General features: G+C 43.2%; 19 protein-coding genes. 13 read left to right on the top strand and 6 right to left on the bottom strand.

Annotated elements, in window-relative coordinates; all coding sequences use genetic code 11:
* Positions 1-4 precede the first annotated feature (4 nt).
* On the top strand, positions 5-433 hold the full coding sequence (locus tag NST85_RS19480; protein ID WP_127191070.1) for a CoA-binding protein: 429 nt from the start codon (positions 5-7) through the stop codon (positions 431-433).
* 178 nt (positions 434-611) lie between these two features.
* Positions 612-2,357: a phosphoenolpyruvate--protein phosphotransferase gene (ptsP, locus tag NST85_RS19475; RefSeq protein WP_341190140.1), complete on the top strand. Its 1,746-nt coding sequence runs from the start codon at positions 612-614 to the stop codon at positions 2,355-2,357.
* A 66-nt stretch (positions 2,358-2,423) separates the two neighbouring features.
* Here ptsP and NST85_RS19470 read toward each other — a convergent pair whose 3' ends face one another.
* Positions 2,424-2,957, bottom strand: coding sequence for a type 1 glutamine amidotransferase domain-containing protein (locus NST85_RS19470; protein ID WP_127191178.1), 534 nt, complete (start codon positions 2,955-2,957; stop codon positions 2,424-2,426).
* Positions 2,958-3,211: 254 nt separating this feature from the next.
* Between NST85_RS19470 and NST85_RS19465 the strand changes: the two genes are divergently transcribed.
* The 4 genes from NST85_RS19465 to NST85_RS19450 all read left to right on the top strand — a co-directional run bounded on the left by NST85_RS19465 (position 3,212) and on the right by NST85_RS19450 (position 6,083).
* Positions 3,212-3,643: a hypothetical protein gene (locus NST85_RS19465; protein ID WP_341190139.1), complete on the top strand. Its 432-nt coding sequence runs from the start codon at positions 3,212-3,214 to the stop codon at positions 3,641-3,643.
* A 94-nt stretch (positions 3,644-3,737) separates the two neighbouring features.
* Positions 3,738-4,079: a bacillithiol system redox-active protein YtxJ gene (gene ytxJ / locus NST85_RS19460; protein WP_127191067.1), complete on the top strand. Its 342-nt coding sequence runs from the start codon at positions 3,738-3,740 to the stop codon at positions 4,077-4,079.
* A 103-nt stretch (positions 4,080-4,182) separates the two neighbouring features.
* The gene (ccpA, locus tag NST85_RS19455) at positions 4,183-5,187 is read left to right on the top strand and encodes a catabolite control protein A (RefSeq protein WP_127191066.1); all 1,005 of its coding nucleotides are present in this window, start codon (positions 4,183-4,185) and stop codon (positions 5,185-5,187) included.
* A gap of 179 nt (positions 5,188-5,366) precedes the next feature.
* Positions 5,367-6,083: a 5'-methylthioadenosine/adenosylhomocysteine nucleosidase gene (locus NST85_RS19450; protein WP_127191065.1), complete on the top strand. Its 717-nt coding sequence runs from the start codon at positions 5,367-5,369 to the stop codon at positions 6,081-6,083.
* On the opposite strand, the gene NST85_RS19445 is transcribed toward NST85_RS19450, so the two are convergent.
* The gene (locus NST85_RS19445) at positions 6,080-7,258 is read right to left on the bottom strand and encodes an acetoin utilization protein AcuC (protein WP_341190138.1); all 1,179 of its coding nucleotides are present in this window, start codon (positions 7,256-7,258) and stop codon (positions 6,080-6,082) included. The two genes, NST85_RS19450 and NST85_RS19445, sit on opposite strands and share 4 nt — an antisense overlap.
* Before the next feature lie 45 nt (positions 7,259-7,303).
* Positions 7,304-7,936, bottom strand: coding sequence for a GNAT family N-acetyltransferase (locus tag NST85_RS19440; RefSeq protein WP_127191063.1), 633 nt, complete (start codon positions 7,934-7,936; stop codon positions 7,304-7,306).
* A gap of 232 nt (positions 7,937-8,168) precedes the next feature.
* On the opposite strand from NST85_RS19440, the gene acsA reads away from it, so the two are divergent.
* Positions 8,169-9,893: an acetate--CoA ligase gene (gene acsA, locus NST85_RS19435; protein ID WP_341191139.1), complete on the top strand. Its 1,725-nt coding sequence runs from the start codon at positions 8,169-8,171 to the stop codon at positions 9,891-9,893.
* 97 nt (positions 9,894-9,990) lie between these two features.
* Here the strand turns inward: acsA and NST85_RS19430 are convergent, their stop codons facing one another.
* Positions 9,991-13,089, bottom strand: coding sequence for a transglycosylase domain-containing protein (locus NST85_RS19430; protein WP_341190137.1), 3,099 nt, complete (start codon positions 13,087-13,089; stop codon positions 9,991-9,993).
* A gap of 285 nt (positions 13,090-13,374) precedes the next feature.
* Positions 13,375-13,974 carry a 30S ribosomal protein S4 gene (gene rpsD / locus NST85_RS19425; RefSeq protein WP_127191061.1) on the bottom strand — a complete coding sequence of 200 codons (600 nt, stop codon included), beginning with the start codon at positions 13,972-13,974 and terminating at the stop codon, positions 13,375-13,377.
* Between the two features lie 475 nt (positions 13,975-14,449).
* On the opposite strand from rpsD, the gene NST85_RS19420 reads away from it, so the two are divergent.
* From NST85_RS19420 to NST85_RS19400, 5 genes are all read left to right on the top strand, one after another.
* Positions 14,450-16,426, top strand: a complete 1,977-nt coding sequence (locus NST85_RS19420; RefSeq protein WP_341190136.1) for a sensor domain-containing diguanylate cyclase — start codon at positions 14,450-14,452, stop codon at positions 16,424-16,426.
* Positions 16,427-16,589: 163 nt separating this feature from the next.
* Positions 16,590-17,423, top strand: a complete 834-nt coding sequence (locus tag NST85_RS19415; RefSeq protein ID WP_341190135.1) for a hypothetical protein — start codon at positions 16,590-16,592, stop codon at positions 17,421-17,423.
* Positions 17,424-17,562: 139 nt separating this feature from the next.
* Positions 17,563-18,678, top strand: coding sequence for an aminopeptidase (locus tag NST85_RS19410; protein ID WP_127191058.1), 1,116 nt, complete (start codon positions 17,563-17,565; stop codon positions 18,676-18,678).
* A 79-nt stretch (positions 18,679-18,757) separates the two neighbouring features.
* Complete coding sequence (locus NST85_RS19405) at positions 18,758-19,003, top strand: HPr family phosphocarrier protein (RefSeq protein WP_307396143.1); 246 nt, start codon at positions 18,758-18,760, stop codon at positions 19,001-19,003.
* Positions 19,004-19,194: 191 nt separating this feature from the next.
* Positions 19,195-19,482 carry a YlaN family protein gene (locus NST85_RS19400; protein WP_127191056.1) on the top strand — a complete coding sequence of 96 codons (288 nt, stop codon included), beginning with the start codon at positions 19,195-19,197 and terminating at the stop codon, positions 19,480-19,482.
* Between the two features lie 115 nt (positions 19,483-19,597).
* Here NST85_RS19400 and cax read toward each other — a convergent pair whose 3' ends face one another.
* On the bottom strand, positions 19,598-20,668 hold the full coding sequence (gene cax, locus NST85_RS19395; protein WP_341190134.1) for a calcium/proton exchanger: 1,071 nt from the start codon (positions 20,666-20,668) through the stop codon (positions 19,598-19,600).
* Positions 20,669-20,803: 135 nt separating this feature from the next.
* Here cax and NST85_RS19390 point away from each other — a divergent pair, with 135 nt between their 5' ends.
* Positions 20,804-21,166 carry an Asp23/Gls24 family envelope stress response protein gene (locus NST85_RS19390; protein ID WP_127191054.1) on the top strand — a complete coding sequence of 121 codons (363 nt, stop codon included), beginning with the start codon at positions 20,804-20,806 and terminating at the stop codon, positions 21,164-21,166.
* Positions 21,167-21,219 lie beyond the last annotated feature (53 nt).

Genomic DNA, 21,219 nt, shown 5'->3' with positions numbered 1-21,219 from the left:
GAATGTGACATTTCAGAACCCAAACAGGGAAGAAGTCAAACAATTGTTAGAAAATGCCGGTAATATCGCCGTTGTGGGCTTATCAGACAAAACGGATCGTACCTCTTACATGGTTGCGCAGGCACTTCAAAATAATGGTTACCGTATTATTCCGGTCAACCCTACTGTTAAAGGCGAAATTCTGGGTGAAAAAGTATATTCATCTCTTCAGGACATTCCTGAACCTGTCGATATTGTGAACGTGTTTCGTCGAAGTGAACAAACACCCGAGGTGGCCAAAGCTGCTGTGGAGATCGGTGCGAATGTGTTATGGTTACAGCAAGGTATTACTAGCGATGAAGCGAATGACATCGCCTCAAAGGCCGGACTAACCGTAATTATGGACCGTTGTATCAAAGTAGAGGATAGTATCTTAATCGGTAAGCGCAGCTAAACTAACACTCTTGGAGGGACCCTTTATATTGTTGAAAGGGTCCCTTCTTATGTTTTTTTTTCATCCGTGTATATGTCATTCTAGGTATTTCCCTTTGACAAAATTATAAGGCTAGGCTTACCATAATGAAATATAGAGAAGATAACCTATAACAGAGTGAGATGTAGGGGGTCAATAAATGATACAAGGTATTGGTGCAGCCGCAGGCGTAGCTATCGGCAAGGCTTTTGTGCTGCCCTCATGGGATTGGGATGTACCAGATCGAAGAATGGAAAAGGTAGATCTGGCATTGGAATTCGAGCGGTTGTATGAAGGAATTCGAACATCCAAAACTGAAATTGAAGTGATGAAGAACGAGATCAAAGAAACAGTAGGAGTAGCTGAATCGAGTATCTTTGACGCTCACATCGCTATTTTGGAGGATCCTGTATTTATGAGTGAGATCCAGGGTATTATTGAGCGGCAATACAAAGCAGCGGAAGTAGCTGTGAAAGAGGCCATTGATCATTTCGTTACTATGTTTGATCTACTTGATGATGAATATATGAAAGAGCGAGCGCTCGATATCAAGGATGTTGGCAATCGACTTCTTAAGCACTTGCTTGGTACTCCGGATATTACATTGCCGGCGGATACTCAGCCCTATATCTTGGTCGCAAAGGAGCTTTCTCCTTCTCAACTTGTTCATCTAAATCCCAACAATGTGCTTGGTATTGTCACATTAGCAGGAGGGAAAACTTCTCACTCTGCAATTATGGCACGAGCGCTGGGGATTCCATTGGTATCTGGGTTAGAGAATAAGCTGGCTGAGCCCCTTCAAACAGGGGATATGCTCGTTATTGATGGAGATGAGGGTAAGCTATATTTAGACCCGAGTCCCGATATTATTGAATCTTACACCGAAATGGCTGTGAAACTTTCGCGGAGGAAGGAGCAGCTCCAACTGCTAGCTTCGGTTGAAGCAGTCACGAAGGACGGAGTACATCTTCGATTAGCGGGCAATATTAGTTCGGTTAAAGATTTGAAACTAGCCCTTAAGCACGGAGCCGAAGGTGTTGGTTTGTTCCGAACTGAATTTTTGTATATGGACCGCTCAACTTTCCCCGAGGAAGAGGAACAATATAAAGTATATAGGCAGGTTGCAGAGACAGCCGGAGCCCATCCCGTTGTCATTCGTACACTCGATATTGGTGGGGATAAGCAGTTAGAGTACTTCTCTTTACCAGAGGAAGATAATCCATTTCTGGGTTATCGGGCTATTCGGATAAGTCTGGATCGTAAAGAAATGTTTATTACTCAACTAACGGCTATTCTACGAGCAAGCGCACATGGGAAGGTTAAGATCATGTACCCGATGATTTCCTCAGTAGAGGAAGTGCGTGAGGCGAATCAGTTACTCGAAGAAGCAAAACGAGGGTTACATGAACGAGGAATTGCTTATGACAGCGATATTCAGGTTGGAATCATGATCGAGGTTCCTGCAGCAGCTGCCATAGCGGATTTACTTGCCGCTGAAGCCGATTTTTTCAGTATCGGTACGAATGATCTTGTTCAATATGTACTGGCCGTAGACCGGATGAACGAGAAGATAGCCCATATGTATAATCCTTATCATCCAGCAGTGCTACGGGCACTACGGCAAACAGTGCTGGCTGCCAAGGAGGCGGGGATACCGGTTAGCGTATGTGGAGAGATGGCTGGAGATGAGAAAGCTATTCCTATTTGGAACTATTTAGGGGTGGTAGATCTCAGTATGTCTCCACAATCATTACTGCGGGTGAAACACCGGATCTTGAATACAACGGCTAAGGAAAGTCAAGAAATCGGAGCTCGTTGTTATTGTCTCTCCACAAGTGCGGAGATTGAATCTGAATTGGCTATATTTACCGAAAGCGGCAACTATAGCTCGGATAGATTAGCCTGATATAGAACAACGCCAGGAAGCAAAGCTCCCTGGCGTTTGTTTTGGTTTCAAACCATAAAAGCGATTCTATTTAGAGGCTGCTATAAGCGCATCTACGAAAGCTTTGCCATAAGGAGGCAGATCTGGCGGACGACGGGCGGAAATAATGTGTCCGTCCACTACAACGGGTTCGTCTTTCCAAATTGCCCCGGCATTGGTCATATCATCGCGGATTCCTGGCGTCGATGTTACCGTTACTCCTTTAAGAATCCCAGCTGAAATCAGAACCCAGCCGGCATGACAAATCTGGCCGATCGGTTTCTTAGCCTCATGCATATCTCTGACGAATTGTAGCACTTTATCATACCGACGAAGCTTGTCTGGAGCCCAACCGCCTGGGACAAGAATACCGTCATATTCACTGGTATCAATTTCCTCAAAAGTGAACTCTGCCTCTGCAGGGACGCCATATTTTCCAATGTATTTTTTGCCTTTCGTAAGACCTACTAGATGAACCTCAGCACCCTCTTCGCGAACGCGATAAATCGGATACCACAGCTCTAAATCCTCGAACTCATCATCAACCAATGCAATGACCTTTTTACCAGTAAGTCTCAAAATCGTTTCCCCCTGTCTTGGACTGCTCTTGACGAATAACACTTTCGATACTTTAATTGTATCAAATTGATGATAATTTTCATACCTATGGACTCGATCCCTTACCTTCCTTTCATTGGAATCTCTAGCGTTTTTGAGTAACTGGAAGGAGTTCACTAAGGGTGGGTCGAATACATCTAACATTCATCGAATGTGATCTATAATGATAAGGATTAAGATGAGGTGATACTTTGTATAAGCAATGCCATTGTGGAGGAATGATGAACCTAAGTTTTCGGTTAGTCATTTTTGAAGGGGTTCTAGAGATTGATCGAGTACCTATTTACGAATGTGAATTGGATTGTTATCATGAAGTCTTTCCAGCGATCAAAGCAGACCTAAAAGCGTTACTGTCCTCTTTGAAGCAACAAGGAAAAAATGGCCGAATTATTTTTACGGAAGTGAATGAATTAGCTCATTTAATTTTCGATATTTACCGAACATGGGAACAAAGCGAATCGCTGCCATTTGAAGCGCTTTTGGAACGGAAGTCGGGGGAGCGTATTAATTTACTGCTTGATTTGTATGGTTGTGCTAAAGCGATGAACGATTCAGGTTGGATGGGTGATATTTCAAATCGTCTTGCTCAAATGTCTAATATTGTTAAAGATCGTCAGTTTTCAGAAGAAAATCAACGATTTACTTACTAATTCGACGGTTTAAGTTGTTTTTTTATTTACCTTTTTGATAAGATAGTAGAAGATAAGTTGTGTAGACTCTTATGTGAAAGGAGTTGGATATATCATGTTCACATTGACAAGAATAACTTCCATAGAGGAACTTCACAGTCTTTTGGATAATTCTAGGCAAAAGCCTTTACTGTTATTTAAACATAGCACCCGTTGTCCGATTAGTTCAGGGGCTTATCGGGAAGTTGAGGCTTACTTAAATGATAATCCTAATGAAGAGGTTACATACGGGCTTATTTACGTGGTTGAAGATAGAAATGTGTCTAACGAGGCAGCTGAGCGATTGAATGTAAAGCATGCATCTCCGCAGGTTATACTGGTTAAGGACGGACAATCACAATGGAATACTTCTCATTCTGCAATTACTAGTGAGGCATTGAGAGGAATTCTAAACTAATGTGAAGCGTTATCATTGCGCAAAGTAATATTTTGTCGTATCATAAATTTAATGGGATCTAAATGTAAAATGATAAAAATCTATTGGCAATGGAGAGAAGAATGTGACGGTTACCATATACGATGTGGCACGTGAAGCAGGCGTCTCGATGGCCACGGTTTCTCGGGTAGTAAATAACAACCCTAATGTGAAACCGCAGACCCGGAAGAAAGTTTACGAAGCAATTGAACAATTGGGATATCGTCCAAATGCGGTGGCAAGAGGTCTTGCCAGCAAGAAGACGACCACAGTTGGTGTGGTTATTCCTGATATTTCGAATTCGATTTTTGCAGAAATTGCTCGGGGCATCGAAGATATAGCGAATATGTATCACTATAATATTATCTTATGTAATGCGGATAAGAAGAAAGAAAAGGAAATTCGTGTAATTAACACACTGCTCGAGAAACAAGTGGACGGGCTTTTATTCATGGGTGGTGCTGTGACGGAGGAACATATACAAGCATTCCAGTCGTCTTCGGTACCGATCGTGTTATGTGCTACAAGTGATGAGCAAGGTGTCATTCCTTCCGTGGATATCGATCATGAGTCTGCAGCATTTGATGCTGTAAGCACATTGATCCGTCACGGACACCGTGATGTAGCTATGATTAGTGGAACGTTGCAGGATCCTGCAAATGGTTATGCTCGTTTCCAAGGTTACAAACGTGCACTGGAAACAGCAGGAATTGAGTACAAAGAAGATTTGGTTCGTATCGGAAATTATCGTTACGAGTCAGGCGTTGAGGCAATGAAATATTTCTTGGGATTGAAGAAGCGGCCATCTGCGATATTCGCAGCTACAGACGAAATGGCGATTGGTGCGATTCACAGTATCCAAGATGAAGGGTTGAAAGTACCTGACGATTTCTCTATTATCAGTGTTGACAATATTCGTATGGCATCTATGGTGCGTCCACAATTAACTACTGTGGCACAACCGATGTATGACCTCGGGGCTGTTGCAATGCGTTTGTTAACGAAACTGATGAAGAAGGAACCTGTCGAGAATCCACGAGTGATTCTACCTCACGAGACAATTTTAAGGTTGTCAGTAAGTCATGTGTAAGCTGATTCACACGATATAGAGATATAGATAGATAAACAGATAAACAGAGAACAATGATATGAAAAAGGGTTATAACGTGAAAAAGCTCCTGCTTAGGAGCTTTTTTTGGGGTTTATGGCCATTAGATGGCGATCTTTAGAAGATCGTGTAGATTATATTCATCTAATAATGGAGGTATTATGACTAGAACTATTGGGCTTATGGGAGCCATGGATGAAGAAATTGTTTTATTACTACAAGGATTAGAACGGCAGCAAAGCGTAGTCCATGCGGGTATCTCATTCGTAACAGGAATATTCCATGGTAAAGAAGTTGTCGTTTGTAAATCAGGCGTTGGTAAAGTGAATGCTGCAGTGACTACGCAAATATTAATTCACCGCTTCGGAGTGGATATCATTTTGTTTACAGGAGTGGCTGGTGCAGTCAACCCTTCGCTGAATATTGGAGATATCGTCATCTCTTCGTCCTGCCAGCAGCATGACATGGATGTGACACCACTTGGTTATAAACGTGGAGATATTCCTTATCAGGATATATCTGATTTCCCAGCAGATCCTAGATTGTTGCGATTGGCAGAAGAGATCTGCAGTGAATTGTGCAGGGATCGAAAATTTATAGTGGGTAGAGTACTATCAGGTGATCAGTTTATTTCAGATTATAATTTCGTTCGGATGCTACATGAAACGATGGATGGTGCATGTGTAGAGATGGAAGGTTCTGCAGTGGCTCAAGTATGCCATATGAATGGAACTCCTTATCTCGTTATTCGTTCCATGTCGGATAAAGCTGATGGTACTGCTGAGATAAATTATGCTGAATTTACAGTAGAAGCTGCTACACGCTCGTATGAAATAGTTAATGAAATGGTTTCAAAACTAGATACCATCCTGAATTAAGGATAGTCCTGCAGTGCGACCGCGAGATTCTCGCGGTTTTTTGTTGTGATCTCGTTCCTTCTCGGTATGCCATCCCATAAGGAAAGATCATCGAGCCATTCAGAAGGAAGTTCTACTGACGTCTGGCTTTGCCACTTCGTGATCCATGCTTCAGGGAGCCTAGAATGGTTACTCTGGGTTAAGCTAGCCTTCAGGGGATGCCCACTCATTTCAAGCCAAAGAAGGCTCCAGGCCCGAGGGACGACACGCCATAGGTCATATCCACCTCCGCCAACAGCTACCCAACGTCCACCACAATAGGTATGAGCCAATTGATGCAGGATGCTAGGCATATCATTGTAAATTGCCATGCTACATTGCATATGGGACATAGGATCTAGGGCATGGGCATCACAACCATGTTGGCTAATAATAAGGTCTGGTTTGAAATGCATGGCCAGTCGACTTATGGATTGTTCGAAACACTCCATCCAGGATTCATCTTCGGTATAGGGTTGCAGCGGAATATTCATACACGCTCCGTAACCTTGATGTTCGCCTCTCTCTTGCAGAAATCCGGTACCAGGAAATAAATACTTACCCGTCTCGTGAATCGAGTATGTACACACATCAGGGTCGGAATAGAAGCTCCATTGCACACCGTCTCCGTGATGAACATCAGTGTCCACATATAGCACCCTGGCACCATAGTGATGTCTTGCGTAAGCGATGGCTACGGAAACATCGTTATACACACAGAACCCTGCAGCCTTAGCTGAGAGCGCATGATGGAGTCCTCCTCCTAAGTGTAGGGCGTGATTGCATTTGCCTGACAAGACCGCCTCTATGGCGGTTATAGTCCCACCAGCCACATAGGAGGTCGCCTCATGCATGCCTGGGAAGAATGGGGTATCCTCATCCATCAGCCCATACTGTTCTGCACGGCTTAACCAGAGCGGGGAGGGTGGCGTTTGACTGAGTCCTTTGACTGCATCGATATATGCTGGTTGATGAATCCGAAGTAGATCCTCTTGTGTTGCTGGGATGATTTGAAGTTTCTGTTTGTCATCTAATGCACCAATCTCGGTTAGAAGATCTAAAGTTAATTGCAACCGAATGGGATGGAAAGGGTGATTGTCGTGAAAATGATAGTTCATAACCTTATCATGATGGATAAATAAAGCGTTTTCATCCATAATCTCACACTCCCTTTCTCTTGGATATGCTGCCGAAGGACACTATTAATACATGAATCGTTGTTGGAAACGCAAACGGTCAAACTGTTCTTCAGACTCCAGGGGAACGTTCTTACCGATTCGGACCATCAGGCAATTAGCCGGATGAGAGCAGATCTCGGGGTCGTCGGTAGCATACCAGAACATGTCGACTGTCTGCATCAGTCGCTCCATCATTTTACGGTAATCCCACACACTAAGTCCGCTGCTTTTCAAATCCCAATGCCAGTAATATTCTGTTGTAAATACAATATAATGTTCCATCTGATTGTCTTCAAAAGCCGTCTGAATCATGCGGGAGCCTAAGCCTAAAGAACGATATTCATTCGATACCTCTATGGCTCCTAGTTCAATTAGATCGGGCATGTGGGCTTGCGACCATCGCTCCATTTCATCAGGATAGTGGAAGGTGACGTAACCTATAATGATGTTCTCGACTCGGGCTAGAATGATTCGGCCCTCTGGAAGTCCAGCAATTTCTACTAAAGCTTCGTGTTGTTCACGAGGCCTTCGAAAAGCATCTAGATCCGGATGCATTTGCAAATCTAATAGTCCAGTGGATGTTATAGGTCCTTCGATGACAATCTCTTTGTTCTGATAGGGTAGGGTATGGCGAATGTAGGTTTTACGGTGTTCCATGTTGCCACCTCCGTTACTTGTTCCCCTCACTTATAACAGAAAAATGAAAATTTGAAAAGTATAGCCGTATTGTTAAAACCTGTGCTATAATTAATTCCGACATAAAATATTCACATTTATTAGTTGACATTGTGATATTTATCTTAAACTTTCTACCAACTATTGTGTATCCGTTTTCATTGGTTTTGAACTTGTATTACCTAGCGGGATAGTTTCAAGGGAGGATGAAATGATGAGTCAACTGCAGGGGAATATTCTTTCGGTGAGGGCTTCGGTGTCCAACTTGGGCAATTATGATGAAGCCTACGGAAATTTTAAGTGGGAAGACGTGGAGAAGAATTTCTCCTGGTATGAAACAGGGCTTATTAATATGGCCCATGAAGCTATCGACCGCCATGTGGAACAAGGCAAGGGTGCGAAGATTGCTCTTAGCTATAGTGATGCAGCAAGAGAGGAAACATATACTTTTCAACAAATGCGGGATCAAAGTAATCGTTTTGCGAATGTGCTTCGTAGCCATGGTATATCTAAGGGCGATCGTGTTTTTGTGTTCATGCCGCGTTCCCCTGAGTTATATATCAGTATATTTGGTACGATCAAAGTCGGGGCTGTTGTAGGTCCGCTCTTTGAAGCATTTATGGAGACTGCGGTAAAAGACCGTCTAGAGGATAGCGGAGCAGTTGCAATTGTTACAACTCCAGCGCTACTTGGGCGAGTAAAGGTTGAAGAACTACCCTTACTGAAGAAAATATTTGTAGTCGGCGATGCAGTGAATACAGATAAGGGATTGATAGATTTTCATGCTGAAATGGAACAGGCATCTTCTAACGCAGATATCGAATGGCTGAATCGAGAAGATGGACTAATTCTTCACTATACTTCTGGATCAACTGGCAAGCCGAAGGGTGTTTATCATGTTCATAACGCTATGATTCAGCATTATTATACTGGAAAAATGGTTCTAGATCTCCAAGAAGACGATGTGTATTGGTGTACTGCAGATCCAGGTTGGGTCACGGGAACTTCATACGGCATGTTTGCTCCATGGTTAGTTGGTGTTACCAACGTGATCAGGGGAGGGAGGTTCAGCCCTAGCGACTGGTATAGCACGATACAGAACAATAAGGTAACTGTGTGGTACAGCGCTCCTACGGCTTTTCGGATGTTGATGGGGGCGGGACAAGATATTATTGAAGCCTACGATCTATCGTCGCTTAGACATGTCCTATCTGTTGGTGAGCCGCTAAACCCTGAAGTCGTGCGTTGGGGGCTAAAGGTTTACGGGCACAGGATTCATGATACTTGGTGGATGACGGAGACGGGAGGACAACTGATTTGTAATTATCCGTCGTTGCCATTGAAACCGGGGTCGATGGGAAAGCCTGTTCCAGGTATTCAGGCGGCGATCATCGACGATAACGGCAAGGTGCTTGCACCTCATCGGATGGGCAATTTAGCAATTCGGACTCCTTGGCCGTCCATGATGCGACTGATCTGGAACAATGCTCCAAAATACGAAGAATACTTCCGAATTCCAGGATGGTATATTTCCGGTGATACGGCTTATATGGATGAGGACGGGTATTTTTGGTTCCAAGGTCGGATCGATGATGTAATCAATTCATCCGGGGAACGTATCGGACCGTTTGAGGTCGAGAGTAAGCTATTAGAGCATCCAGCCGTCGCTGAAGCGGGAGTCATCGGCAAACCGGATCCAACGCGTGGTGAAATTATTAAAGCGTTCATTTCGCTAATGGATGGATACACACCCTCAGAAGAACTGAAGAAGGAGATCTCTATGTTTGTGAAGGAAGGGTTGTCAGCCCATGCTGCACCAAGAGAGATCGAATTTAAGGATAAGCTGCCTAAGACGCGTTCTGGTAAAATCATGCGTCGGGTACTCAAAGCTTGGGAATTGAATCTTCCGGTGGGCGATCTGTCTACTATAGATGATTAAATAGACTACAAATTAGAAAATTCAAAAAGAGTTCCAAAGGTCATTTGACCTTTGGAACTCTTTTATATATCATGTTGCAAATTGTGCTTCTAAAAGGCTATTTATTAAATTGTACAGGCGTTGACGTAGTGGATTCTCCCATACTATTCGTAGCCGTCACTTGAACCCAACCACTGGGTGAATCCGTTTTGAACGTAAATTGTGTTTCAGGAGTCGAACCTATCTTGGAATATGCACCATCAGAGGTAGCCGATAAGTAGACGTTATAGCTCGAAACTTGGTCTTTTGAGGCATTTCCTCCCCAACTTACTGTTAATCCGTTATCACCACTGGTGATCGTGACTTGGGATGGAGTGGCAGGGATAGAGAGTTCTCCACCGGCATTTCCTGAGTCATCTCCCGGCCATATGCTTTCTCCGAGATCAGATGGTTGTTCTGAGTTGTCAGGAGGCAGCCAGCCCTCATAACCCACGGTTGCGCTTGGCCCTGATTCCCTCCCTGCAACATCAACCGCCGTTACGTAATAGCTGTAGCTGTGGTCAGATGATATGGAGTCGGTAAAGGTTGTGGCCCCTCCGGTAAGTACTGCTGTTCCCGTATATTGTGGTGAATTTCCATCGATTGATTTATAGAGTCGATACCCAACGATGTCATTTTCCTTATTCGCATTAAACGTAATCGTCGCAGAGCTGTCTGTTGATGAAAGTCTAACGTTTACTGGCGCACTCGGATCAAAGCCGTCATCTACACGCGGATCGGGCTTGGTAGGTGCATCCTCACCGGCATCTTTAGGCATGTAGAAGCTAATGTCTTTATGAGTCTTCATCACTTTAAAAGCATTTTGAAGATCGTCAATAAGCTCTTTGATTGGCTTCTCACGTTTCATGACTACCTTTTCCTGAACCATGTCAGAAGGCGTAGATTCAAGCGGGATGTAATTGACCCCTTCATAAGTAATATACTTTGCTCTAATCAACACATCATCCGATTCAGTAGGCACGAACTTAGAATTGAAAATATCAGTGACGAGCTTACCACCCTGACTAGTTAAGGCAGTTGGGAGCTTTCCACTATACCCGGACACGGTCTTACGGACAATACCGTCAGGTTTTACGAACTCTGTAGTCGGAAATAAATCGGGTTTATTTGCCGTTACTTCATTCATAACTAAGGACCAAATTGATTTGGCTCTAGTCTTTCCAGCAGTTGATAATGTATTAACTGGTTCTTTATAACCGACCCAAACACCAAGTGAAACATCCGGCGTGAAGCCCATGAACCAGACATCTGCGTAGTTTTGCGTAGACCCAGTTTTACCGACAACCGGGATTTTTCCGTAGCTCTTAAAATCACTTTGAATCGACTTAGCCGTACCGCTGGTAATAACAGTGCGAAGCATGTCGGTCATCAGGTATGCAGTTTGCTTAGAGAATACCCGCTGCGGATCGGTATTATGCTTGTAAACAAGATTACCTTTTGAATCGGTAATCTTGGCGATCATATAAGCGTCGTTGAATTCTCCGCCGTTAGCGATTGAACTGTAAGCATTGGTCAATTCCTCGACCGTTACCCCATAACTGAGCCCACCTAGTACGCCGGTTTGTGCTGAATAATCCTTTTCATCCAACGTAGTTATACCAAGCTTTTTGGTGAAATCCCAAGCTTTTTCGATGCCAAGAACTTGATTGAAGATTTTTAGTGCTGGAACATTGCGAGATTCATTAAGTGCTGTGCGGGCTGTCACTAGACCTTTGTAGCCACCACTAGAGTTAACTGGAATGTGATAACCCTTGGAATAATCGCGCAATATGATCGGTGAATCGTCAATGATGCTTGCAGGTTGAATTAAACCGAGTTCCATCGCTGGTAAATAAGCGGCGATCGGCTTCATTGTTGAACCTGGTTGCCTCACCATTTGTGTAGCGTAGTTCATTTGCTCCGTGTAGAAGTCGCGACCTTCAATCATACCTAGGATTTCACTGGTTTTGTTATTGATCATCATTGCGGCCACTTGCTCAAGTCCCTTAGTTTCACTAAATGGGGAGAAGTTGGCTTCGTTTTCTGATACCGTATGCATCGAAGTATACACTTTCTTGTCAATCGTGGTGTACACACGATATCCGCCAGTTAGGAGCTGCTGACGGGCTTCTTCAATCAACTGAGGATTCTTAGCGGCTTCCTCCTTGGTCATTTCGGGATTGTTCAACATGACAATAACCAGGGCTGCCTGACGCTCTGTTTCCAGCATGAGATATGGAAAGGTTTCGTATGCTTTTTTGGTAGTCTTGGCAAGTGATCCTTGAAGATCAAAGGCTAAGGCTTCGTTATATTGCTCATTCGTAATTTTGTTCTCCTCCAACATACGTTGGAGTACTAAACGTTGACGCTTGATCGCGCGATCAAAAGCATCTGGATTAAATTCACCTTTCCCGTTGTAAGCTGAGTAGCTAGAGGGAAGTTGTGGCAAACCTGCTAGATATGCAGATTGGGCAATATTCAAATCCTCCAGATTGTTGGCGTTGAATATGCCTTTAGCAGCAGCTTTGATACCGTAAACCTGATATCCACTAGAGCCGTTACCAAAAGGAACCTTATTCAAATAAGCGGTAATGATTTCCGGTTTGGATAGGAATCTCTCCAGTCGAAGTGCAAGTAGCATCTCTTTGACCTTTCGGTTGTCTGTTCGATCCAAACTAAGAAAAACGCGCCGTGCCAATTGCTGGGTTAGCGTGCTACCACCGGTTTGAACATCTTCCTTCAATAGTCTTTCCTTAACAGCTCTCAAGGTTCCCTTAAAGTCAACCCCAATGTGTTTCTCGAAATTGTTATCTTCGATTGCGATGAGTGCTTCTAGGATGGTTGAAGGTATTTCTTCGTAACTGATGGGCCGACGATCTTCTTCAGAACGAAGTTGACCAATTGCCGAACCATCACGAAAATAAGCGAATCCGGTTATCTCGTTATAATTCATTTTTGCTTCAATATCGGCACGCGAGCGTACCGGATCGTCTTTGACGATGGAGGAGACATAGCCGAAAACGGCGCCCCCTGCAAATAGAACTCCGGCAAATACGAGGAGAGTAAGCCAGCCTAGTGTTTTCCAGACCCAGCGCCCCCTCTTAGGCTTACGAATAGGTGGCTTGTCTTCTTGCAGGCCATCTTCCTTACCGGAGTTTTTATCGTTAGTATCAACCATGGGTATCCTCCTTTTTAACAGCAACATTATAGCATATAATCGCTAAAGTTGGATGTTTTTTAAGCCTTTTCATTTTGTGAACTGGTAGTTTGGATTATGTATAAGGTTTGGAAAGACTTAGTAGAAGGCGGAATAGAGGTTGAATTCACGTGGATAGTAGGAGTCGTTGATGGAGACGTTATTCTTGGGTAATTAGAATCCACAAAATGTAATTGTTAAAAAATTGATAGCTAAAAGAAAAACAAGCCTGAAGTCATGAAGACTCCAGGCCCGTTTGTAATAAACTTAACGGTTGTAGAACTCGACGATTTGTTTCTCATCGATTTCTTGAGACAATTCAGAACGATCAGGTAGGCGAATAAATTTGCCTTCCAGAGCAGTATCGTTGAACTCAAGGTAAGCAGGAACGTGATTGCGGTTCTCCAAAGCTTCTTTGATTGAAGAAAGACCGCGACTTCTTTCACGAAGACCGATAACATCACCTAGTTCTAAACGGTAAGAAGCGATATCCACTTTTTTGCCGTTTACAGTTACGTGACCATGGGATACCAATTGACGTGCTCCTGCACGGGAATTAGCAAAACCAAGACGGTATACTAGGTTGTCCAAGCGGCTTTCAAGCAAGATCATGAAGTTCTCGCCCGCGATACCTGGCAATTTTTGCGCTTTGTTGAACAAAGTGCGGAATTGTTTTTCGCCCAAACCGTACATGTGACGAAGTTTTTGTTTTTCCAAAAGTTGCATACCGTAGTTGCTGATTTTTCTCCGTTGGTTCGCACCATGTTGTCCTGGTGGGAACGGGCGTTTCAAGTCTTTGCCAGTACCGCTTAGGGAAATGCCAAGACGGCGGCTTAGTTTAAATTTAGGTCCAGTGTAACGTGCCATTGTATAGGTAGACTCCTTTTAAAATGAAATTTTAGTTGTAGGGTTCTACTTGCGCAGTTTTTGTTTGCCTGAGCGGGGGATAGATAAAACTCGCTCAACTGACATGAAAGTTCAGCCGCTGTCGTGTCAGTAACAAAAAACTCAGAGGGTGCCGCATGCGTTACTCCCTAATCAAGACTCTATCCAGTCTTTATCAACAACAAATTATATATGAAGTTCTAGAGTGAGTCAAGTGGAATTTCAGATTATTACGGGGATAGTTTTATACGAAAAAAGGAGTAATTTGTCGATAGGGCTTTTGTCCTAAAAAAGTGTTGTAAAATTGAGGATTTTTGGTGCAAAACGGGAAAGAAGATAGTAATATAAACATATAGTCGCAGATATAGAGCGGAATGATGCTGAATAATTGGTGGGAATTCAGGACAGAATCGAAAAACATCGCTGCGAGCTGGACGCGGTGAAAAGGAGCTATCCTATGGCAAAACAATCACGAGATGACCTGAAGAGTGAAATGCATACAGATTTTTCTTTGCCACCGATTCATATGTGGGGTGATTACGAAGCTCAAATGAATTGGCTTGAGCAACTCGATATCACTGCATACGATTTTCCGTATACAGAACCGCTTCTTAAAGTCAGTTATGATGATTGGAAGAAACATGCCACTGATCTGTCAGAGCTTGATGGAGTCAGCTGGTTTATTACGAATCACATTGGTGAGGTGCTGAGTAGTGATCTCGATCCAGAATTAGCATTGGAGGAAGTGGCGCAGCTCTCTCGCGAGGCTATAAATAAATGTCTTAATTTACAATCTTCGGTAATTGTTAAGTCTACTCAAGGAATATGGCTTGCTAGTCCTGTCGTGACACGAGAGCATAGCGAGACTTTCGCTGTGATTGGTTGCTATATGAATGGAATTGAAGCTAGCTCTGTCGCTCAGATGCTAGTGCGGGCAGCGGCACAACATTTCCGTAGTTGCTTTTATAAGAAATTTGAGACTCTGTTTGTATCTGACCTGTTAAACATTCAGAAGCAAGCCAAACGAGAAGAACATAGACGTTCTATGTTATTTCAAGTCGTGCAGAAGCTTCATGATAAAATAGATGTAGATTCGGTTATCACGGAAGTATTTGAGAGAATTGAGGAAATGTATCCTGAGGGGAAGCTTGAGCTTCTCATGTCCCAGGACCACCCAAGCAGAAATCCCCGTGTAAAGTCTCTGCAATTGCAGGGGCAAGAACCTGAGGACTATATGTGTGTAAGGGCATTCATGGAGGGGCGGATGCTTCGTAAAGACAATATTAGCGATACAGGTGAGACTCTGATTGAAATCGCAGTTCCACTGATCGGCAAACAAAGTGTGTATGGCGTGTTTCATATGATCATTCTGCAAGAGGGAATTGAAGAGATAGATTTGCAGTTGATCGGAATGCTGGCCGATACTGCCGGTACTGCTTTCGAGAATGCAAAATTGTACGAGCAGTCTAACATATTGATTAGTGAGTTAAGATTAATAAATGAGCTGACCAAGCGCTTGAATCAAAGTTTGAAATTAAAGGAAGTATTCAAGTTTGCCAACGAGGAGCTACTATCGATCTTCAATGCTGAGTTTTGCTGCATAACACAGATTGACGAAGAAAGTGATATTTTTGAAATTGTATCGTGTAATGTTCCCTCCTTATCTAGGGAAATATTCCCGAAGGATTATGGGTTTGCGGGTCTAGTCTTTTCAACGCGGGAACCGATCATCTTATCCGATTACAAGGCGTATGGGAATGTAACGTCCAGACTAATGGATGAGACGGATTCACGTTCAATGATAGCTGCTCCTCTCATTGTACGGGGTGAGGTCAATGGAGCTATCATCTTGGCCCATCGTTCTCAGCGTTTCTTCTCTTATGAGAATTATAAACTGCTCCAGGTCTTAGCCTCGCATATCGGACTAGCTATCGCTAACGCGTCTCTTCATGCTGAAGTCCGCAAAATGGCGAACCGAGATATGCTTACTGGACTATATGCTCGTCATTATTTGGACGATGCGATTCAGAATTTTCAGAAGAGTGATGTTAATGGTTCGCTGATCATCGTTGATATTGACCAATTCAAGCAGGTTAATGATACATTTGGTCATCAAATTGGAGACAAAATTCTGAAGCAAGTCTGCGCTATCGTAAGAGGGGCAATTCGAAAAAGCGATGTTCCTGCTCGTTGGGGCGGCGAAGAACTGGCCATATATTTACCTGGTGCTGATGTGGATAAAGGTTATCAGATTGCAGAAAATATCCGTAGACGTGTGGGGATGGAAACAGAGCCACATGTTACCGTATCATGTGGAATCGCCGAGTGGAAGCATGAAGATGATCGGGTGAGCGTAGAAACGCTATTCTATCAGGCTGATATGGCCTTATACAGGGCTAAGAATAACGGAAGAGATCAGACTCAAATCGGTTGAATTAGTTTGGGTGGTATATAGATTGAAGAGCAAAAGAACGCCTCATTCAGGGCGTTCTTTTGCTTTTCGCATAGAATTTGGAATGAGGGTAAACCTACAGATAATACATCATTTCCCTGAAAGCCGTTGAGCTTCTTTTGGGAAACGAAGGGCGCGAGATGGGATGAGAATTAGAGTATTCAAGATGATTTTGATTCTATGTTGGATCTGTTCCACGGTGGCTTGCGGACAGAGGTCAGCTAAAACCCCGGAGCAATGGTTCGATTTCACTTGGTCTGGATTAGCAGGACGTGATGCTTTAACCTTTCAAGGGAATGCAGCTCTTTTACGAGATGATAAATCATCCTTGGAGGATAGCGTGAGTTATTATGGAGAATTAAAGAATCATCGAGAGTTGAATATGGTCACGATTCTGCCGCATGGAAACAAAATCGGCACATGGCAAATGGCGGGAACAGCAAATGGAAATCAATTTGCAGCTAAATTGTTATGGGAAGGAGGATCCTGGACACTGACGACGAATCAAGGAGATGCTTTGAGTCAGGGGATGACCAGGTTGAATCCACTCGATCAACTGGAGAATATTCGTAGAATGAATAAGAAAAAAATTACGGCAGAGAGTGGAGCGGCAAGAGGAACAAAGGTACTGCGGATTGAACTTGATCCTAGTGAAGCTAAGGATATGATTGGGAGCAAACTAATAGATGAGATGCAAGGACTAAGGATGGGCCTCCAGAACAAGCTCGCAGAAATAGAACCAGCACGCCGAAGTACAATAGAGAAAGAGGTAATTGATCTTTGGTCTTCCGGCAACGAGCAGCTTGTCCAGATGTTGGAGCAAGCCGAAGCAAGGGTGATATATCATTTAACGATTGATCGGAGAAGCGGTCTGCCCCAGCGGCTAACTTCAGAATCGGAAATGAATTATCGAAGTCTTGCAGGGTTGCAACAACGTGAATTATTGCTAACAGATAACCGTTTTGTGAAGTATCAGTAGCTGGTCTTAAGTGCTGACTTCCCTTTAAAGCCGTGCTACAATAGAGAAGAATTAACCAATGTTCAACTAAAGAATTCCCTCGTGATTGGGAGTTTCTAAAGCGTGTTTTTTTACGCAAATTTAAGGAGGCGTTACAACTATGCGAGACCCTAGAATACAGAAACTGGCGGAGAACTTAGTCGGTTTTTCTGTAGATGTTCAACCAGGGGAAAATGTGCTGATAGAAATGATTGGGACAGAACGCGATTTATTAACTGCAATCGTAGAAGAGGTTGGTAAGAAGGGAGGCAATGCATTTGTTGAATTGACCGACAGAGCCGTTCAAAGTTCGCAGTTGAAGTATGCAACGGCTGAAGGAATTAAAACTTGGGCGGACTATGATTTGATCCGGATGAAGCAAATGGATTGTTATATTGGTATTCGAGCAGGCTCTAATGTTAATGATTTATCCGACGTGCCTGAGGATAAGATGAAGTTGTATAACTCACTATATCAACATACTGTACATAGTGAAGAGCGGGTGAAGAATACAAAATGGGTAGTGCTTCGTTATCCGAATGCCAGCATGGCGCAGCTAGCAAATGTCAGCACAGAGGCGTTCGAAGATTTCTACTTTGATGTCTGCAATCTGGATTATGCTAAAATGGACCGGGCGCAGGACGCACTAGCGGATCTTATGCAAGTTACGGACAAAGTGCGTATTACTGGACCTGGAACAGATCTGTCATTCTCGATTAAAGACATCAACGCAATCAAATGCTCAGGTAAGAGAAATATTCCAGATGGGGAAGTATATAGCGCCCCTGTACGGGATTCCATTAATGGAACGATTAGTTATAATACAGCTACACTTTATAATGGTATTACTTTTGAGAATATCGTCTTCCGGTTTGAGAATGGTAAAATCGTTGAAGCTACGAGCAGCGACACCAAGCGGATTAACGAAATACTTGATAGCGATGATGGAGCTAGACATATCGGAGAATTTGCGATTGGTTTTCATCCCTACATTTTGCACCCGATGAAGGATACGTTGTTTGATGAAAAAATAGCGGGTAGTCTACATTTCACACCGGGTCAAGCGTATGAGGAAGCGGATAATGGTAACCGTTCATCTATTCATTGGGATCTTGTACTGATCCAACGTCCTGAATACGGTGGTGGGGAAATTTACTTCGACGATGTATTGATACGTAAAGATGGAATTTTTGTTCTTCCTGAACTGGAAGGTTTGAACCCCGAAAACCTGAAATAAGCAGAAAACAACTTGCTAGGAAAGCGGATTCAATGTATCATAATATTATATTTGCAAAGTAAGATACGGAGGGATTCCTATGGCCACTAATAATGAAGCGGTAGTTGAAATTGCTCAAACTGCAGGCAAGTTTTCGTCTTCGATTGTATTGCAAGCTGACAACAAGTATATTGATGTAAAAAGTATCCTTGGATTGTTTACTACTTTGGTGAACACTCAAAGTTATGAACTTCATGTTCATGGTTCAGATGCAGAAGAAGCAAAAGAGGCAGTAACAGCTGTTTTCGCTAAATACGACTTGAAGATCAAAGTAGTCGAGGAATAAGAATTTCAAAGAGACACTCTTGCCTTTAAGGCAGGAGTGTTCTTTTTTTTGGAAATACTAGGGTGTAGTTTAATTGACATCGAACTCTCAGTTTAGTTTATTTAGAGAGGTTCTTGTATTGGTCTGCAATTTCGACTAATATTAAGGATAGAGTAGATGAGTAACGATTTTGGACATGGGGAGGAAACAACATGACTTCATCTGATTTGCAGGAGCAAATGGGCCTTAAAGCGTTAAATCTTCTGCAGGAAGATGCTGATAAAATAGAGAAGCTGATCGAAGTGCAGATGGAGAACCTGGCCACACGTTACTGCCCTCTCTATGAGGAAGTGCTGGACACCCAAATGTATGGTTTCTCAAGACAAGTTGATTATGCAGTCCGTATTGGACTTATCCAGGAAGCAGTAGGTAAAGGGATCATGACCAAGCTCGAACGGAACTTGGCTTTACTTTACGAAGCGATGAACAATAAAGACTGACCTGTTTTGAGAGAAACAGGCTACATACAGAATGAAGAAAGCGTATGTACCGGGTTTACCCGGAACACACGCTTTTTTTGATGTTAATACATAGATTCATAGAGGTTAATTCCAGTTATATCAGATAGAAGGATACACCGAGAATGGCGTAAACCGCAATGAGTAGTAATCCTTCATACCAGTTGGTTTGTCCGTCCTGGGTGATTGATTTGGCAATAAACACAGATACACCAATCGCAGCAAGCTCTATCGCGGTAAATACGATATCCATGGGTCTACCGAATAGATGGCTGACAAAGACAAGTACTGGAGCTACGAACAAAGCGATCTGTAAGCTACTCCCTACAGCAATTTCTACAGAAGCGCCGATTTTGTTCTTCATGGCTAATAGAATCGCTGCACTATGCTCTGCAGCATTTCCGACAATAGCCACGACGAAGGCGCCGACGAAAATTTCACTCAGTCCAAACTTGGCGGTGAAGGTATCAAGAGTACCTACTAACCATTCGCTGACAAAGGCCACCATAACGGTCGCCAGAATAAGATACAGGATAGATTGACGTTTCGACCATGCAGGCTTATGTTCATGCGGGAGTTCTTCAGCGTTTGTTTCTGTCACATCTGCTAGATAATCCTTATGAGTGATCATGGAGAAGAGCAGCCAGAGTAGGTAAGCGACGATCAGAATTCCAGCTACTATAATACTTAAAGATGTTATATGCTCTTTTGGCAGCTCGTGAGATTGCAAGAAGATAGCGGGGACAAATAGTGCAATGATCGCTACGATCATTAAAGAACCATTCATTCCAGCGAGCGAAACATTATAGTGCTGTACTTTATGTTTCAATCCACCTGCAAAGAGACTTAAGCCAAGAACAAGTAGTAAGTTCCCGATGATCGAACCAGTGATACTCGCCTTAACCATGTCAAACAGGCCTTCCTTGACGAGTAAGATACCGATGATTAGTTCTGCAGCATTTCCGAAGGTAGCGTTTAGAAACCCTCCCAGACGTTGTCCAGCATAGTGAGATACACTCTCCGTCGCTTTACCTAGGAATCCGGCTACGAAAATAACCGATATAGCGGAAATGATGAATTGCAATGTGGCGGACCATTCCGCGAAATGTCCGATGGCACTGAGTACAAAGAAGAGTGTAAGCAGACCCGGAAAAAGATATTTTTTCATATGTATACCTCCCGATAATTCAATATATCCAAGTAACGTGAAGATTATAAACGATAAGGTAGGAAATGGTCTATAGTTGCTTTACTAGGTTTTACGAATTACAATGAATATAATGAGGTTGAAGGAGGAATTACCATGACCGAGCAATTGCAGTTGGATATGGGGCTTATTCGGATTTCAGATGATGTCGTTTCCAAAATCGCTGGAATGGCGGCCTTGGAAACACCAGGTATCGCAGCGATGTCTGGTGGACTGTCAGAAGGATGGGCCAAACGTTTAAGTGGTAAAAATGTGCAAAAGGGTGTCACCGTGGAAGTCGGTCAATTGGAAGCAGCGATCGATTTACGGATTATCGTACTGTACGAAACTCCAATCCATGAAGTGTGCCGTATGCTACAACAGAATGTTCGAGAAGCTGTGGAAAGTATGACTGGGCTGAAAATCGTAGAAGTGAATGTAAAAGTCGAGAATGTAGCATTTAAGGATGACGAGATTTAAATTTATTGGGTTACATAGATATTTAGGTAATAAATTGAAGATGGGCTGAGCAA

Source organism: Paenibacillus sp. FSL K6-2524 (genome assembly GCF_038005525.1).
In the GTDB taxonomy this organism is placed as follows: domain Bacteria; phylum Bacillota; class Bacilli; order Paenibacillales; family Paenibacillaceae; genus Fontibacillus; species Fontibacillus anaericanus.
This window is presented reverse-complemented; position numbering and strand designations above follow the sequence as displayed.